We start from the raw sequence: 16626 nt of genomic DNA, 5'->3' as shown, positions 1-16626 counted from the left end.
TATGTCTGATTCAACAGCCCTGTCCGCGAAGGACCTAATCGCACAATACGGCGGTATTGCACTGGATAAACAGAACGACCTGTCCGCCATCATCGGCGACAACAACTGGAACGCCGATCTCAATGAAGGCACCATCAGTTTCGGCGATCACCTGACATTCCCCATCCAGATACTGGGCACTTTCTCCCATTCGTCTGAAACCTTCCTCTGGGGTTGGGCCAATACCCAGTCCAATATCCCGGAAAACCTGCTGCAGCAAGCCTTACAACTGAAAGCCTACGGTGAAGCGCACCAGGTGCCCTTATTCACCACCAGCCAGTTCGAGGGTGCTGTGAACGATGTACATTATATCGGGTTGATTGCATCCGGTATGTTTGGCGCCAGCGCCTATTACGTGGCCGACTATGGCAGCGGCGCCTTACTGGTGACCATCCAGAGCGACGTGATCGACAAAACGCGCACCGACAGCCCGCAACGGGTGCTGACCGTTTTCCCGCAGCTGATCTCCCTTTTTGAAATGGACCATCAACTGGCACTGACCAGCTACCTGAACGCCAAAGCTTTCCGGGTGACATCGAAAGACAGGGAATTATCGGCCACCTATAACGGCAGCACGATCGTCGCCACGTTCGACGAACTACACCGGCTCGCCAGCCTCAATGGCACCCTCTCATAAAAAACTGGTCCGGGAAATTTCCCGGATTTTTTTTGCCTCCCCATAAGGGTATCGTTCCATCATCGTGTATTAGTGGCAGTTAGTTAACATTATTAGCCCCGCGCAGGCTGTATCACGAATATTTTATAATGATGGAACGTGCTTTTTATTATGCTATACTATGCTGGAAAGCTGCTGTCAGGCTCCTTTTCTTACCATGGTACCTGTTAGTGGTGACCATTAAATTTTTAGGGAGATGCCTGCCGTTTGTCAACAGAAATAGTGCTGAGAGAAAGTGACGGTTCCGCTTAGCTATTTCCGCCATGACAGACAAAAAAACAGCGATTATCATCGGCGCAGGTCCGGCAGGACTGACAGCGGCCTATGAACTGCTTACCCGTACAGACATTAAACCTGTCATTCTCGAAATGTCCGGCGATATTGGCGGTATTTCAAAGACAGTCCGCTACAAAGGCAACCGCATCGACATCGGCGGCCATCGTTTCTTTTCCAAGTCAGACCGGGTAATGGACTGGTGGCTGCAGGTGATGCCTATCGGCGCTCCGGCTGAACAGGTACGCATTGCCTATCAGCAAAAAGAACGAACACTGAAGATGGCAGCCAAACAGCAGGCCCCGCAGCATCCCGACCTGGTCATGCTCATCCGGGACCGGTTGTCCAGGATCTATTACCAGCGCAAGCTGTTCCTGTACCCGCTCACCCTGTCTGTGAGCACCATCTCAAAGCTGGGCCTGTTCCGGCTATGCAGGATCATGATTTCGTACGGGTATACCCGTGTTTTCTACCGGAAAGCCGAAAAAACGCTGGAAGATTTTTTTATCAAACGCTTCGGGAAAGTGCTGTATAAAACATTCTTCAAAGACTATACGGAGAAGGTGTGGGGAAAGCCCTGCCATGAAATAGATGCCGCATGGGGACATCAGCGGATCAAAAAACTCTCGGTGTCCAAAACCATCCGGCATGCCCTGCAGAAGCTGACGGCCTCCAAAGCACCGGCGGATATCCATCAGAAACAAACCGAAACAAGCCTGATAGAGCGTTTTTTGTATCCCAAGTTCGGCCCCGGGCAGCTCTGGGAGGAAGTGGCGGAGCGGATCAAGGCCATGGGCGGGGAAATACACCTGCACCAGGAAGTGAAAGGCATCCGCATGAAAGAAGGCCGGGTAGCCGGCGTAGATACCGCCACGCAGCATTTTCAGGGCGACTACTATTTTTCTACCATGCCCGTAAAAGACCTGGTAGCGGCTATGGACGGGCCGGTACCGCAACGGGTGCGCGATATTGCCGCCGGCCTGGAATACCGCGATTTTGTAACGGTAGGCCTGCTGCTGGACAAGCTGGTCATAGAACAGGAACACGGCCTCATAAAAGACAACTGGATCTATATACAGGAAAGCGACGTAAAAGTAGGCCGGTTACAGATCTTCAACAACTGGAGCCCCTTTATGGTCAACGATCCCAATCGCGTATGGATAGGACTGGAGTATTTCTGCAACGAAGGGGACGACCTTTGGAGTATGGATGACCAGCGCTTTATTAACTTTGGCATCGATGAACTGGAGAAAATCGGCATTATCCGGCGGGAGCATGTGCGCGACAGCACCCTCGTACGCATGAAGAAAACCTATCCGGCTTACTTTGGGACTTATCAGCAGTTCGATGAATTAAGGGCCTATACAGATACCATCAGTAACCTGTATCTCGTTGGCCGCAACGGTATGCACAAATACAACAATGCAGACCATTCTATGCTGACAGCAATGACGGCTGTAGATAATATCATCCAGGGGATCGCCGGCAGGGACAATATCTGGGACATCAATACAGAACAGGAATATCACGAAGAAAAACAGGCGGTATGAAAAAATGGCAACAATACGATTATCTGATCTGCGCGCTCGTGTTTGTGCTGGTCTCCCTGGTTTGGTCGCAGTCCTCTAACTACACCTGGGACGACGATGCCATCAGCCGTTTCCTGAACGTACAGGACGCACGCTATCATCCGAAACAGTTTTTTTCTTCCTGGAACAGGCCGTTGTTTGTAGCACTGTTTTACCTCCCGGCACAGCTGTTTGGCAGAATGGGCGCGGTTGTGACCATGGTATTGATGACAGCGGGATCGGGTATCCTGCTGTACAAGGCACTCAAATATAAGGGTGTGCCGAATGCGATCGTCGTCATGGTTTTTCTGTTGTTCCAGACATTTTTGTTTGGTATTTCGAGAGATGCCATGACGGAGCCGTTGGCCTCTTTTTTAATCTGCCTGGGGATCTTTTTTTTCTGTCGTAAACAGTTTGGCTGGTTTGCGCTGGTGGGAGGATTGCTGCCGCTGGCCCGCCCGGAAGGCGTACTGTTTATGCCTTTCTGGTTGTTTCCGTTGGTGCAGCAACGGATGTACCGGTATATCCCATTGCTGGGAGCGGGGCTGGTGGCGTGGTGGCTGGGCCTGTACGCTTTTACCGGTCAGCCGCTGGCGCTGGTGCAGGAGGTATTGGCCAGCGGGGAGAAGAAAAACCGTTATGACCGCGTCAGTCTCACGCACCACATCGGTAAGTACGTGTATGTGCTGGGGCCGGTGGCTTTCTTCTTTTTTGTATGGGGATACCTGGAGCACTTAAAGAAGATGTTCTCCGACTACTTTATCCTCCTGCAGTTTACCGTTGGCTTTCTGGTGTATGTTTGTTTTGCCGTGTTCATGGACCTGGGGCAGTCCGGCGGAGCGTTGCGCAACCTGATCACCCTGGCGCCGTTTGCCGCGGTGATCTGCGTATACGGCTTCAATCACTGGTGGGCAATGTTCGATGTGCCTGTTGCCAAAGGCAAAAAAGCGCCCCGGCCTCCCGGCCGCCAGGAACTGTGGATATATGTGGCCTTCGTGGTGCTCATAGCATGGCTGTGTTTTACCAACGAGTTGCATTTCAGGCAAACATACAACCCTGACAAAAAAGACTACACGGTTTTTAATGCACTGGTAGTTTGCTGCCTGCTGGCGGTGCTGCCGGTGTTTTTCAAAAAAAGCCGTCCGCCTTACGGCGCGGCTGCGTCGCTGATGATCTGGCAGGTGATGTTTACGCTTTACTATGAAAACCCTGCGAGCCATGGTAATGAAGAAAGGTGGGGCATGAACGCTATGACTGCCTTCCTGGGCGAAGGGCCGCTGCGTAATCACAAAGTGTATTGCAATCACCCCTGGTATTTCTGGGCGGCCCGCCGCCACCCTAATGACACAATGCTCACCGGGGAGGTATCCGCCCGTAGTAAGACGATGATGCAGCCGGGGAGCTCATTGTGTGGGAGTCGCACTATACCGGGGAGAACTATACGAATATGCCGGTCACCACCTTTCTGAATGACAGTACTTTTTCGCCGGTGTATATCACGCAGAACACTAAACGGGAAGCGCTGGCGGTACTTTTTGTGAAGCTCTGGCCGCAGATGGCAGACAATGACCGTTTCTTTCAGACGCTGGTACAGGTATACCCTAAAAATGAGCGGCTGCTGTATTTTAAGGGAGTGTACGAACGTGACCGCAAGAGAAACCTGCAGCAATCCATTATCGATTTTACGGCGGCAATGGCGTTGAAGCCCTCAGAACCGGACCTGTACCTGGGCCGTGGCGTAAGCTGGCTGATGATGAACGATCAGGCCAAAGCCTGCCCGGACCTGCAACAGGCGGCTATACTGGGAGCACAGCAGGCAGGGCAGTTGTTGAAAACGTACTGTAAATGAACTTCTCCGTTTATGGAAAAACAGCCGGTATTTATCTTATTAGGATAATACCGGTTCCATATGGTTTTTTATACTTTCACCTGTGGCAGTATTTTTTTGCTGTCTTTTTTACTGATGGTCCACCCAGGACGGACGAACAGCGCCGGTAACCGATGGCTGGCCGTTTTCCTTTTTTGTGCAGGTGCTGCGCTACTGGCATTTATTGCGGAACATACGGCATTGCAGAAACAACATCGATGGCTGGTGCCGGTGCTGGAACTCAACCGGCTGGTGATGGCGCCGGCATTGCTATTGTCGGTAACTTCCTTTCTGTTTCCGCAGAGAAAACTTTCGTGGCGTGACAGTCTCCATATGATACCGGCTTTGTTGTTTGCCGGTATGATGCTGCCTTATTTGCTGTCGCTGGCGGGCATACGGTGGCCGTTGCCGCCACTGGTGCCGCCGGGAACGGCGTTATCGCGTTACCTGGGGCTGCTGGTGGGCATGTCTGTAAAATTACAGCTGCTGGTTTATTGGGGGCTGTCCTACCGGTTGCTGGCACATTACAGGGGGACTACCGGCGTGCGCTGGCTGAAGTATCTGCTATGGGGAACGGCAGGTATGATACTCATCTGGTTCAATCAGCTTTTTGACGGTGTCCGGTACCTGTTGCCTTATACGGCACAGGGCTACCTGTTAAGCATATACGTCATCGGCTATAGTGCTTTCCGTCAGCAGGAAGTGGCCGGCAACAGTATCGTTGCTCCGGCGTTGCCTCCTGCTGTGGTAAAGCCCCGTTTGCCGGCAGAACAAATACCGCCACTGATGAAACAGCTGGACAGGCTGATGGAAGAGGAGGCTTTGTATACGGACGGCGAACTGGGGCTTCCGAAGCTGGCGGACCACCTGGGGCTCTCCACGCACGAGCTTTCTTTCCTGCTCAACCAGGGATACGGGAAAAGTTTCTTTCAATATATCAACGGTTACCGGGTGGCCTGCGTAAAAAAGCTATTGCTGGCGCCCGGTCATGCGCACCTGAATATACTGGCGATTGCCTTTGAAGCCGGTTTTAATTCAAAGACCACTTTCAACAGTGTTTTCCGGGACGCAACCGGCATGTCGCCCAGCGCTTTCCGCCAGGCAGCTGGTGTATTACCTGCCTCGCAAACCGGGGCAGAAGCTCCGGGACTTGTGGTGCGGATGGATCCGTCCGGGCGCTGAAGCCCTTTACAGTACTTAGTATTACGGTTCATCAAATTAAACTATGAAATGGACCGTATTGCATTTTCCCGGAAGCTGATTGTTTGTCTGATCACGGGTTTAGTGGTGGGGGCGTCTTTCAGGAGACTGACTTCCAGATTTATTGGGCACGGAGTGACGCTACCGTTGGTATCGTTGCTGGCGTACGCATTGCTGATTATTTTCCTTTTGACAGCTGTGGTGTGGAACTACCGGGAACGCCGGTATCCAGCGTCGTCCTTGCGGTGGCTGCAGGTGATACAGGGCATCCTGTTGTATACGTTGGCTATTGACCTGTGCACCTTCGGCTGGAACAAAGTTTACCATCTGCAGATGGTGGTGCCATTGGGGCAACTGGACATCCCTTTCAGTGCGTTGAGCGGGGAAGAGCTTACCTGGGCTTATTTCGGATGGTCGTATCCGTATATGGTGGCGCTTGCGATCATGCAAATGGCCTGTGCGCTGTTGCTGCTGTGGCGGCGTACCCGGTTGCTGGGGCTTATCATGATCGTACCCGTATTGCTGAACATTATCCTGATCGATACGTTTTACCGGATGCCTCCTGGCGTATTATTGCATGCATTGATATTAACGGGAGGAGTAGCATATCTGCTGACGACATTGTACCAGCCGCTGGCGGAATTTTTTCTCCGGCGTGACTGGCTGCCGGTGGGAGTAGGCTGGAAGGCCCCGGTGAAGTGGCTGCTTCGTGCAGGCGTGGCAGTGGTACCGTTTGTATTAAACGCTACGTACGACTATCCGGACCGTCATCCGGAGCTGACGGGCAAGTATATCGTAAAGCAGTTGAAGGTCAATCATATTCCATGCGCGCAGCCGGCAACGGGAGACAGCCTGCTGACAAAGGTGTTTATGGACCTGGAGAATGATTTTGTGCTGGAGTTCAACGATTGGCGGAGACGATATATCGGCACGTACGAGTATCATCCGCAGGAAGGGAAGCTGTCAGCCCGGTGGCGATATCCTGCCGGCGTCCACGAGCCGTTTTCCGGGATATTGAAACCCGGCGGGCAGAGAGGTACCTGGCGCTTTCAGGGCATACTGGGTAGGGATACAGTGGAAATGCAGCTGGTAAAGGTGAAACGGTAACATAACTGGACTACCGCCCCGTTTTATACTGGACTACTATAAACATTGGTGAGACTGTTATTTTTGTGGTCTTATCAAGACACATGGAACAAGACGAAAAACATATTATCGGAAACCTGTTTGAACACTGGGCGTACGTAGGGGAGCGGGCAGGCCTGCTCACTACGGCGCCTTCCTATAAAGCGGTGATGCCCGCAGGGTCTGACTGGCCGCGGCGTGTATTTGACGTACAGCAACCGGAAGCGCTGGCCCACATTGCCACGCAGATCCGCGAGGGACTTTTGCCGGATGCGGTCACTTTTACGGCGTCGGTGGCGGAAGCATTGGCGGCGCCGCTGGCGGCGGCAGGTTTTCAGCCTAAAATGAGTCTGCAGGGAATGATCATCTACCTGCGGGAAAATCCCCCGGGGAAAGTCCGGAACATATCCGGTTCGCATTAGCCGGCAGTGAAGCGGATGCATACACCTTCGCCACCATTGCGGAAGGTTCTTTTAATTATCGTGTAGACGGCGCCGTGGTGGCCCGTTTACTCGGACAGGAAAACAAGATCAAGGTTTTTATCGGTACGGTAGACGGCAGAGCGGCCTGCTGCGGGCTGATATTTTACGATGAAGCGGGGAATGCCGGGCTGCATTTTATCGGTACGCTGCCGGATTTCAGGGGAAAGGGGCTGGCGGCGGCCATGACCACGCGGCTGCTGCAGGAATGTGTGGCGGATGGTAAGCGGTATTGCGTACTGCATGCTTCCAAAGCGGGTCTGCCGATATATACCCGGCTGGGTTTCGAACCGGTGAAAGAGGTGATCACCTACGCACACACTCTATAAAACCAATAATAAAAAAAAGGCCTCCCCCGTCTGAGGGAGGCCGTTATTATAGTGGGTCAGTACGTTTACTATTTTGCGGAGGAGCCGCCATCAATCACATATTGGGCGCCGGATATAAACTGGCTGTCATCCGACCCGAGGAACAGGACAAGTTTGGCTATTTCCAGCGGTTGGGCATAGCGTCCCAGGGGAATGCCTGCAGCTAACTGTTTCTGTACCGCTTCTCCTTTACCCGGTTCGTAACCTTCTTCAATAGAACGCATCATGCGGTTGTCTACCGGCGACGGATGTATGCTGTTGACCCGTATCTTACGGGGAGCTGCTTCCAGCGCGGCTGTTTTCATGATACCCAGTGTAGCATGTTTACTTGTCGTATAGGCAATGAAGTTAGCCGACCCGTGCAGGCCCGCTACAGAAGAAGTGATGATCATGCTGGCGCCGTCGTTCATCTGCGGCAGCACGTATTTGCAGCCCAGGAACACGCCTTTTACGTTCACGGCCATCACTTTGTCGAATACGTCTTCCGGGAATTCGGTAATGGGTTTTACCGCACCTTCGATACCGGCGTTGTTGAAGAAAATGTCAATCTTTCCGAACTTTTTACCTGCTTCCTGCGCATATCGTTCCACATCAGCGGCCACCGTTACATCAGCAGCCACATAAGCTGCCTGCGGGCCTAATTCAGCGGCGGTCTTCTTCAGGGAGGATTCGTCGAGGTCTACGAGGATTACTTTAGCACCTTCTTCGATGAATAATTTTGCGGTCGTCCGGCCGATGCTTCCTGCTCCGCCCGTGATCAGGGCGACTTTGTTCTCCAGTCTTTTCATGACAATATGTTTTTAACGTAATACAATCTCAACAAAGCACAACAACAGGAGTAGCAGTATGTAGGAGGTAAACAAGCCCGCGGGGTGTTTTCGATGGAGCAAATATACAACTTAATGAAAGCAGCGCCGGACCATCTGCCGTAGTTTTAACGTTTTTGTAAGATATGTAAATAATAGTCCATTGTAATAGTAGATAGTTCTTTCTTATCTTAGTACAAAACGTATTTGACATGATGTACAAAGTAATGTTGTGCGCCCTGTTCATGACAGCCGGTTTGGCTGCCGTAGCGCAACCCCCAAAAGGTAAAGCCACCCTCAATGCCACTTACGGAGCCGGCGCCACAGCTGCCGGTGCGGTCGATGCAGCGAAACTCCCGGTCCTCCTGAAGAATGACAGTGTTGAAGTGCCGGTGAAAATTAAAGCGCAGGTGCTGGACGTATGTCCTAAAAAAGGATGCTGGATGAAACTGAAAGTCAACGACAGCACGACGGCGTTTGTGAAGATGAAAAACTACGCCTTCTTTGTTCCTCTGGATATTAAAGGAAAAACCATCGTGCTGGATGGCGTTGCCTACCAGCATACCACATCGGTAGATGAGCTGCAGCATTATGCCAAAGATGCGGGGAAGCCGCAGGAAGCCATCGATGCCATCACACAGCCCAAAAGGGAAATAAGGTACACTGCCAGTGGCATACGGGTAGTGGAATAAAAACAAACAGCGATATGCAGGATAAAGCCTCCGAAAGGGCCACCATGCCGAAAGGGACGTCCATCATCCTGGACGACAGAACATTACAAAACAGTTATGCGACACTGGTGCCGTTGCTGAAACCCGGTATGCATGTACTGGACGTGGGATGCGGCACGGGCGCCATCACCGCCGGCATCGCCGGGTTCGTGGGCGAAACCGGCAGCGCCACAGGGATCGACAGCAGCGAACATCTTATCGCCAAAGGGCGGGAGGATCAACAGGACGTGCCTCACCTGCAACTGATCACCGCAGATCTTTATACCTGGCAACCAGACAGGAAATACGACCTGATCGTGTCTGCAAGGGTACTACAATGGCTGAACGACCCGCTGGCAGCGTTGCGGCGTTTCCGTGAATTGCTGGCGCCCGGAGGCCGCGTGTCTATACTGGACTACAACCATACCCGCCTGGAGTGGGACCCTGCGCCGCCGGCCAGTATGCTGCGCTTCTACGACGCATTCCTCCGCTGGCGCGCAGATGCCGGTATGGACAACGAAATAGCAGACCATCTGCCCGCACTCTTCGAAAAAGCAGGATATCGGGACATACGGTCCTTCAATGCTGACGAGAAATACAGCAGGGCAGAAGCAGGTTTTTCCAATAAAGCCGCTATCTGGTCAAAAGTAGCGGAGCTGAGAGGGCCACAGGTGGTACAACACGGATTTATCTCAGAAGCCGAAAGACTGCTGGCCATCGACGAATACGACGCCTGGACCCTGCAGACGGCGCAGTCTATGACCATGAAACTGAATGACGTACAGGCCAGTCTCTGAACCGGCTCATTAACTGACTTAACGGCTGCCGGCAGGACCGGCGGCCGTTATTATTTTTATCTACTGGTTTACCGGTATTTTGTGGCGGCCCCTTCTTCATGTAAGGATATTGTAGCATTTTTACAGTAAACTGTAGTGCACATGCCGCTGATGAATGACAATATTGTCCTCGCGATTGTTGATGACCATCCTATCGTCATTGAAGGATTGAGAACGCTCCTGAAGGAAGAACCGCAAATCACCATAGCGGGCAGCTTCACGCGGGGGAGAGACTTTATGGACTTTTTACAGCATAATAAAGTCGACCTCGTGTTGCTGGACATCATGCTCCCGGATACCAGCGGGATGGACCTCTGCAGGGACATCAAAAAGATGTCGCCTGATACGGTTGTGCTGGCATTGAGTAATCATACCGAACGCAGTATCATCCTGCAGATATTGCAGAATGGCGCCAGCGGTTACCTTGTTAAAAATGTATCTTCCACCGAGCTGCTGAACTGCCTGAAGGAAGCGCTGAAAGGGGAAATTGCCTTCAGTAAGGAAGTAAAGGAAATCATTACCCGCCCGGCGCAGCACGAATTTAAACAGGTGCCTACGCTGACCAGGCGGGAAAAGCAGATACTGCAGCTGGTATCACAGGGTAAAACTACGCCTATGATGGCCCAGGAGCTGAATGTAAGCCCGCTGACGATCGAAACCCACCGCCGTAACCTGTTACAAAAGTTCGATGTAAAAAATGTGGCGGAACTCATGATGGCCGCTGTACAGCATAAGATGATCACCGGTCTTTGATCTTTTGCGTTGCCGGCAGTATGCATAACTGAAATTTTTTTCTACTTTGTATGCGCTGAATTAAACGTATGAAGAACTTTTCCTCCCTCTCGGGATATACCCGGTATATCGCCGTGTTCCTGCTTTGTTGTTTTCCTGCCGCTGCCTGGGCGCAACGTTGTGTGTCGCTGGAAGGGGCGCCGCTGCCGAAAGGCAACCCTGTTGAAAAAGACGACCTGGTCCACCTTGTCAGACAGCCTTTATTGCAATTGTTTCCAGCCGGCCGCCAGCCGGCGAAAGGCACCGTATTGCTGTTCCCCGGCGGGGGCTACGGCGTGCTGGCCGTTAAGTCGGAAGGCAGCATGACCGCCGCCTTCCTCAATAAGCTGGGCTACGATGTCGCCATGCTGGAATACAGGATCGACGCCGGACCCAACACCCGCGACCTGGCGCTGGCGGATGCCCTGGCTGCCTGGCAGCTGCTGCGCAACAAAGCCCGCCAGCTGGGCCTCCATACCCAAACCCTGAGCATCATGGGATATTCCGCCGGCGGACACCTCGCCGCCAGAACGTTACAGCAGCTGCCACTGGCGGCGCAGCCGGACAACCTGATGCTGATTTACCCGGCTTACCTCCATGAAACCCGCCCCGGCTCCGTATATCCGGCAGTGTTACCACCGCCGGTATTGCGCTCCCGGCTTTTCACCCTCATCGCCGCCGATGACGTGCCGGAATGGGTGAGCAGCTGTACCCAGTATGGCAAAGTCTGGAAAGGCTACGACGGTAAAGGCCACTACATCCTGCTGCCCGATGGCGGCCATGGCTTCGGCATGCAAAAACAGCTGCCCGGTGCAGCCGCAAAATGGCCGTCACTATTGCAGGCTTTCCTCGAAAAGCCCGATACGGCGGCTGGCGTTAACACCGCCGCAGTGCCCACGGAAGGGAGCAACCGCAAACGCCATGAACAGAAGTTACAGGAAGCCGCCGCACTGCAGTACGATCTGATCATGATCGGCAACTCTATCACACATAATTTTGAAAAGCCCGCCTACCAGGCGGTGTGGAACCAGTTCTTCGCGCCCCGCAAAGCGCTGAACCTGGGCTTTAGCGGCTACCGCACCGAGAATATCCTCTGGAATATCGAACATGGTGAACTGAAAGGGCAGTCCCCTAAAGTGATCACACTGGAAATAGGCACCAACAACATTGACGAAAAAAACTACCCGGTGCGCCATACCGCCGGCCAGCTGGCGGGTGGTATCAGGGCGATAGTGCAAAGGCTGCGTGAAAAACTGCCCGACACAAAGATCATCCTGCTTCGCTGTTTCCCCGGCAGCTATGACGGCCCCAATCCCACGTCGCACCGTATGATACTGGACAGAGCATCGGAACTGGTGTCCGGACTGGCGGACAACCGGCATGTGTTTTACTGCGACGTGAATCATGTGTTCCTGAACCTGGATGGTACGATCCGCCAGGAACAGATGCCGGACTGGCTGCATCCCAGTCCCGCCGGCGCGCTGGCCTGGGCCAAAGCCATGGAACCGCTGTTGTCCCGGCTGATGGAAGACCATAGCCGCGACACCGCGCTGCCGGCCAATACCGCCATCATCCCGGTATCCAAACTGGAGAATGACAGTTATGACTGGTGGGCCAGGCATGCGGAAGTGCTGCGGATAAAGGACTCCATCAATCCGGAAATTGTCATGATCGGTAATTCCATCACCCATTTCTTCGGTGGCTATCCGCTGGTAAGATCGGCCAACGGGCAGCCCCGCAAGCCCAACGGCCCCGAAGCCTGGGCAGCGTTGTTTGGCAGCCGCCGGGTGCTGAACCTCGGGTTCGGCTGGGACCGCACGCAGAACGTACTGTGGCGGTTGGACAACGGCGAACTGGATGGCCTGCATCCGCGGACGGTAGTGCTGCTGATCGGCACTAACAATACCAGTCAGACGAATAACGCCCGCGCCAACACGCCGGCGGAAATTGTGGAAGGCATTGCCGCCATTTGTGGCCGCATCCGCTCTAAAGTCCCGCAGGCGAAGATTGTGCTGATGGCAGTTCTCCCGCGGGAGCAACAGCCGGACCATCCCCGCAGGGCGGTCATCAACGAAACCAACCGGCTGCTGACAGCCTTTGCGGCTAAAGAAAATATCCGCCTGCTGGACATCGGCCCGAAACTGCTCACACCGGAAGGTGTCCTGCTGAAGGAGATCGCCGGCGATTTTGTTCATCCTACGGAGAAAGGCTACCGCATCTGGGCAGAAGCACTGAAACAGGAGGTGTTATAGTGGCAGACACGACAACTTCGGGCACGTTAATTGTTGCGGCATAACACCGTTAATATATTAAGAAATTGATTATGAAGAGAATAGTTGCCCTGATTGTTGTCCTGCTGTATGGTTATACCGGCTTTGCCCAGTTTAGTGATTCCACGCACTACCTGATCAAATATGCATCTACCGGGTCTATCAACCGCACCAACGATGGCAACTCTTATCTGCTGAATAACAACCTGGGGTTTAAGGTGAGCAAGAAAAAGGTCTCGCTCAACGCCGGGGCCAGTTATGTATATGGTAAAAACAACGCTTCGCTGACGAACAACGACGTGTCGGCAGCAGTGGATTTCAACCTGTATACGGATACAGCGCAGATCTATTACTGGGGACTGGCCAACTATGACAGAAGTTATTCCCTGAAGATCAATAACCGTTTTCAGGGAGGCGCAGGGATTGGCTACGACCTGATACGCCGGCCCAACGCATTACTCAATATTACAGACGGGTTGCTGTTTGAAAATAGCGACCTGTTTTTACATGACACCATTCAGGACCTGTATAGTACCGTGCGTAACTCCTTCCGGGTGCAGTACAAATGGACCATCCACAATATAGTGGTGCTGGAAGGCAGCAATTACTTTCAGAATTCGCTGATGCATGGAGATGACTTCACGATCCGCTGCATCAACAGCATGTCGGTGAAGCTGCGCAGCTGGTTGAGCCTCACGGCTTCCATGACTTATAATAAGCTGAATCGTACCGACAGGGAGAACCTGCTCTTTAACTACGGCGTTACGCTGGAGAAGTATTTCTGATACGGTAACAGGGATGGCAGTACGAAGGGACTTTGCATGGACCGGCGGGCAATAAAAAGCCGGAGCGCCTCTTGGATGGTAGCGGCTCCGGCATTGGCGCCTGTTGCTGTAAACAGGCATCAGGAGAATAACGAAAGGTTTAATTTGCTTTAAGTGCGCGTTTAACCGCTTCAGCATAGGCAAAATTGGAATTGTAAGTATAGATGAACATACCGCCTTTCCTGCCTTGTACCGGTACCCATTTGGCGCTTATCACATCTGCCGCCAGATTCGATCCGTTCTCGGCCCAGGAGCCGAATATGACTCTGCCCGGGGCAATCTTGTTGGAATCTACGAGGTATTTCATGGCGCGGCGTTGCATGCTGGTGTCCTTGTTATAAGCCTGCAATCCTACATAGTCGAATTTGCTGCCATAATTTTTCATAATGGGGTCCCAGGCGAAAACATCGATGCCGGACGCTATCTGTAGTTGTTTGCCTGTGCCTATGCCGAAGTACCTGGTGAGGGCGCCTACTACATTCAGAAATTGTGTATTGGCGGCCATGCTGCCGTAATACCAGTTATTGTAACCGGTAATCTCGTAGCCGGGGAAGGGAGGGATGGGGTTGGGCCTGGCACCGGAATGCTCCACATCCAGGCTGATACCGTCCAGCTTCATACGGTCTATCAATACGGCCTTCAAAGTGTCTGCGAAGGCTGTGGCAGATGCAAAACCGCCGGGGTTGTTCGTTTGCCAGTTGGCATCGTCATCGATGTTTTGTATGACTTTAATGCCCCTGGACTGTAGTTGTTTGATTTGTGCATAAAGGTCCTGGTAGGAAGTGAAGCTGGACATCATATCTGTACCGGCTTTCAGTTTGGTGGTGTCTTGCAGCGACCAGTACTTAAGGCCGAAGAGTACCACCATGTCCACGCTGTCGGGAATGTCTTTCAACCTGAAACCGGGGTTTCTGCCATCCGTGATAAAATAGGCGATGCATACTTGCGATCCGTCGTTGATGCCTATACCGGATTTCTCCGGCGCAGGAAGTTCAGTGTAGGGTTTCTGGCAGGCAGCCATACCAAACAGTATGAATGCAGCTGCGCACAAAGGTGCCAATAGCGTGTTTTTTTTCATAGACTCGATTTTTAGTGCTCTGTAGATAGTTGATTGAAAAAATGGAAGAATTTTTAACCATGGAGCGTAGGCCGGGATTCCTCCCGTAAATAAAGACAGCAGAAATGAGAAACAGGTGCAGTCCGGAATTCATTTTTTCAAAATGTTCTGAGGACTACCTTTATGCTACCTGTTCCACCCCCGCCAAACTCTTATAAATCACGTAACTTTAAGCCGGCTTTACACCAAAGCCGGCTTAAATTTTGTCTGCAAAAAGCAAACTGTTACGCATGAAAAAGATCCTTTATCCGGCAGCTGCCGTGCTGGTATTATTGATGGCCGCCTTTACCTTTATTACGGCCCAAAACTGGAAGATCAGCAGCGGATATTCCATCAAGTTCACCGGCAAGTATGCCGATGGTGCATTTGAATCTATGAAAGGTACCGTGGTATTCGATGAGCAGGACCCTGCCTCAGCGAAATTCGACGTACTGGTGGACGTATCTTCCATCAACACCGGTAACGGCCTTAAAAATCGCCATGCGAAGGGAGAGAAGTGGTTTGACGCAGAGAAATACCCGTACATTCATTTTGTATCTTCTGAAGTGGTGAAAACAGCTACCGGTTACGATGCCAAAGGCACGCTTGATATGCATGGTATTAAGAAACCTTTCACGATTCCTTTTACTTTTACCCGTAATGGTGATAAAGGGGTGTTTCATGGAACGTTTAAGGTCAACAGGGGAGACTTCGGCATTACCACGCCCCGTGGCGATGAATCTGACTATACCCATCTTACCGTAACCGTTCCCGTTACTGCCAGGTAATGCGTCCCGCGCTTTTCTGGTGTGGCATCACCACCGGTCTTATAGCAGCGGCCTTGTCCGTGGGATACGCCGTTCTTTACCAGTCGGCGCTGAGCGTGGATTTTTCACGGGTAGCGCCGGTACCGGCCATTATCAGCGCCAATATGGGCGTCGCTATGCTTGTCATGTTAGCCTGGTGGCTGGCAGAACGCCGGCGGGGCGCCGCGCCCCGCAGTTTTAACGTCGGGCTGGTGGTGCTCTCCTTACTCAGCGCCGCTATTCCTTTCATGGTAAATTTACCGCTCAGTATTCCCGCTCCGGAACTCTTCCCCGGCCTCACAGCGCCCATGCATCTGCTGCCGGCCCTTGTCTGGCTGGCGTTGCAGCCCTGGCGGGCGACTAAAAAGCCGTGCTGATGGCCGTGGATAACTTTTTGACATGCCGGAGGAATTATTGAAGGGGTATTGTTATCTTCGCCACAGAACTTTGTTTGTGTACCGAAAGACTATAGAATGGACCTGATTATCAATGCCAGGCAAGCTGGCAGAAAACATGCGCTGATAGAGAAACAAAAGATTGTCATAGATGATTTGCCCGTTAACCCGTCACTCCGCAATTTGCTGGCAGCCGTTGTCAAACAACAGGTGAACGCCTATAACGACAAACCTTCAGAGAAAAATCTTTTGCCTTTTCTCTCCAAAGAGCAGGTGGCTGACCAGGCCGGCACCGGAAAGGTAGGTTTTGGCAGTATCTACAACGAGAATAAAGCAGATATGGCCAAAGCGCAGGAGACAGCTATGCAGGCTTATGAAGATGGCCTGTTCGCTGTATTTGCCGATGAGGAAGAGTTACAGGGGCTCGATCGTACCTTTGTACTGCGTCCCGACACCGTTATTACCTTCATCCGGCTAACCTTTCTGGCCGGCAGCATCTGGTAAAAACATTTATGCC

Annotated in this window: 18 protein-coding genes; 16 read left to right on the top strand and 2 right to left on the bottom strand. The window is 52.4% G+C overall.

The features are described 5' to 3' along the window. Position 1: 1 nt before the first annotated feature. The 8 genes from HF324_RS18225 (at position 2) to HF324_RS18190 (ending at position 7556) form a co-directional block, all read left to right on the top strand. Complete coding sequence (locus HF324_RS18225) at positions 2–676, top strand: DUF6882 domain-containing protein (protein WP_168803842.1); 675 nt, start codon at positions 2–4, stop codon at positions 674–676. A gap of 302 nt (positions 677–978) precedes the next feature. Next, positions 979–2538, top strand: coding sequence for an NAD(P)/FAD-dependent oxidoreductase (locus HF324_RS18220; RefSeq protein WP_168860450.1), 1560 nt, complete (start codon positions 979–981; stop codon positions 2536–2538). Then, positions 2535–4025, top strand: coding sequence for a hypothetical protein (locus tag HF324_RS18215; protein WP_168860449.1), 1491 nt, complete (start codon positions 2535–2537; stop codon positions 4023–4025). Before HF324_RS18220 ends, HF324_RS18215 begins: the two co-directional genes overlap by 4 nt. Next, a complete protein-coding gene (locus HF324_RS18210) occupies positions 4004–4405 on the top strand; it encodes a tetratricopeptide repeat protein (RefSeq protein WP_168860448.1) in 402 nt (133 codons plus the stop codon). Before HF324_RS18215 ends, HF324_RS18210 begins: the two co-directional genes overlap by 22 nt. Before the next feature lie 60 nt (positions 4406–4465). Next, positions 4466–5605 carry a helix-turn-helix transcriptional regulator gene (locus HF324_RS18205; RefSeq protein ID WP_168860447.1) on the top strand — a complete coding sequence of 380 codons (1140 nt, stop codon included), beginning with the start codon at positions 4466–4468 and terminating at the stop codon, positions 5603–5605. Positions 5606–5653: 48 nt separating this feature from the next. Further along, complete coding sequence (locus tag HF324_RS18200; RefSeq protein WP_168860446.1) at positions 5654–6730, top strand: hypothetical protein; 1077 nt, start codon at positions 5654–5656, stop codon at positions 6728–6730. Positions 6731–6813: 83 nt separating this feature from the next. Then, positions 6814–7170: a hypothetical protein gene (locus tag HF324_RS18195; RefSeq protein WP_168860445.1), complete on the top strand. Its 357-nt coding sequence runs from the start codon at positions 6814–6816 to the stop codon at positions 7168–7170. Positions 7171–7247: 77 nt separating this feature from the next. Further along, complete coding sequence (locus HF324_RS18190; protein ID WP_168860444.1) at positions 7248–7556, top strand: GNAT family N-acetyltransferase; 309 nt, start codon at positions 7248–7250, stop codon at positions 7554–7556. Between the two features lie 68 nt (positions 7557–7624). On the opposite strand, the gene HF324_RS18185 is transcribed toward HF324_RS18190, so the two are convergent. Further along, complete coding sequence (locus HF324_RS18185; protein ID WP_168860443.1) at positions 7625–8383, bottom strand: SDR family NAD(P)-dependent oxidoreductase; 759 nt, start codon at positions 8381–8383, stop codon at positions 7625–7627. Between the two features lie 230 nt (positions 8384–8613). Between HF324_RS18185 and HF324_RS18180 the strand changes: the two genes are divergently transcribed. The 5 genes from HF324_RS18180 (at position 8614) to HF324_RS18160 (ending at position 13773) form a co-directional block, all read left to right on the top strand. Next, positions 8614–9093, top strand: a complete 480-nt coding sequence (locus tag HF324_RS18180; protein ID WP_168860442.1) for a DUF4920 domain-containing protein — start codon at positions 8614–8616, stop codon at positions 9091–9093. Between the two features lie 14 nt (positions 9094–9107). Then, the gene (locus tag HF324_RS18175; protein ID WP_168860441.1) at positions 9108–9908 is read left to right on the top strand and encodes a class I SAM-dependent methyltransferase; all 801 of its coding nucleotides are present in this window, start codon (positions 9108–9110) and stop codon (positions 9906–9908) included. A gap of 141 nt (positions 9909–10049) precedes the next feature. Then, a complete protein-coding gene (locus HF324_RS18170) occupies positions 10050–10700 on the top strand; it encodes a response regulator (protein WP_168803834.1) in 651 nt (216 codons plus the stop codon). A 68-nt stretch (positions 10701–10768) separates the two neighbouring features. Continuing rightward, on the top strand, positions 10769–12970 hold the full coding sequence (locus HF324_RS18165; RefSeq protein ID WP_168860440.1) for a GDSL-type esterase/lipase family protein: 2202 nt from the start codon (positions 10769–10771) through the stop codon (positions 12968–12970). Positions 12971–13041: 71 nt separating this feature from the next. Continuing rightward, a complete protein-coding gene (locus HF324_RS18160; protein WP_168860439.1) occupies positions 13042–13773 on the top strand; it encodes a DUF481 domain-containing protein in 732 nt (243 codons plus the stop codon). 139 nt (positions 13774–13912) lie between these two features. On the opposite strand, the gene endOF3 is transcribed toward HF324_RS18160, so the two are convergent. Further along, a complete protein-coding gene (gene endOF3 / locus HF324_RS18155; RefSeq protein ID WP_168860438.1) occupies positions 13913–14890 on the bottom strand; it encodes an endo-beta-N-acetylglucosaminidase F3 in 978 nt (325 codons plus the stop codon). A 269-nt stretch (positions 14891–15159) separates the two neighbouring features. Here endOF3 and HF324_RS18150 point away from each other — a divergent pair, with 269 nt between their 5' ends. From HF324_RS18150 to HF324_RS18140, 3 genes are all read left to right on the top strand, one after another. Next, a complete protein-coding gene (locus HF324_RS18150) occupies positions 15160–15696 on the top strand; it encodes a YceI family protein (RefSeq protein ID WP_168860437.1) in 537 nt (178 codons plus the stop codon). After that, positions 15696–16091: a hypothetical protein gene (locus HF324_RS18145; RefSeq protein WP_168860436.1), complete on the top strand. Its 396-nt coding sequence runs from the start codon at positions 15696–15698 to the stop codon at positions 16089–16091. The genes HF324_RS18150 and HF324_RS18145 overlap by 1 nt, the downstream gene beginning before the upstream one ends. Before the next feature lie 96 nt (positions 16092–16187). Then, positions 16188–16613: a hypothetical protein gene (locus HF324_RS18140; RefSeq protein ID WP_168803829.1), complete on the top strand. Its 426-nt coding sequence runs from the start codon at positions 16188–16190 to the stop codon at positions 16611–16613. Positions 16614–16626 lie beyond the last annotated feature (13 nt).

Source organism: Chitinophaga oryzae, from assembly GCF_012516375.2.
Lineage (GTDB): Bacteria > Bacteroidota > Bacteroidia > Chitinophagales > Chitinophagaceae > Chitinophaga > Chitinophaga oryzae.
Note: the sequence above shows the minus strand (reverse complement) of the source record. Positions and strands in the feature narration are given on the sequence as shown.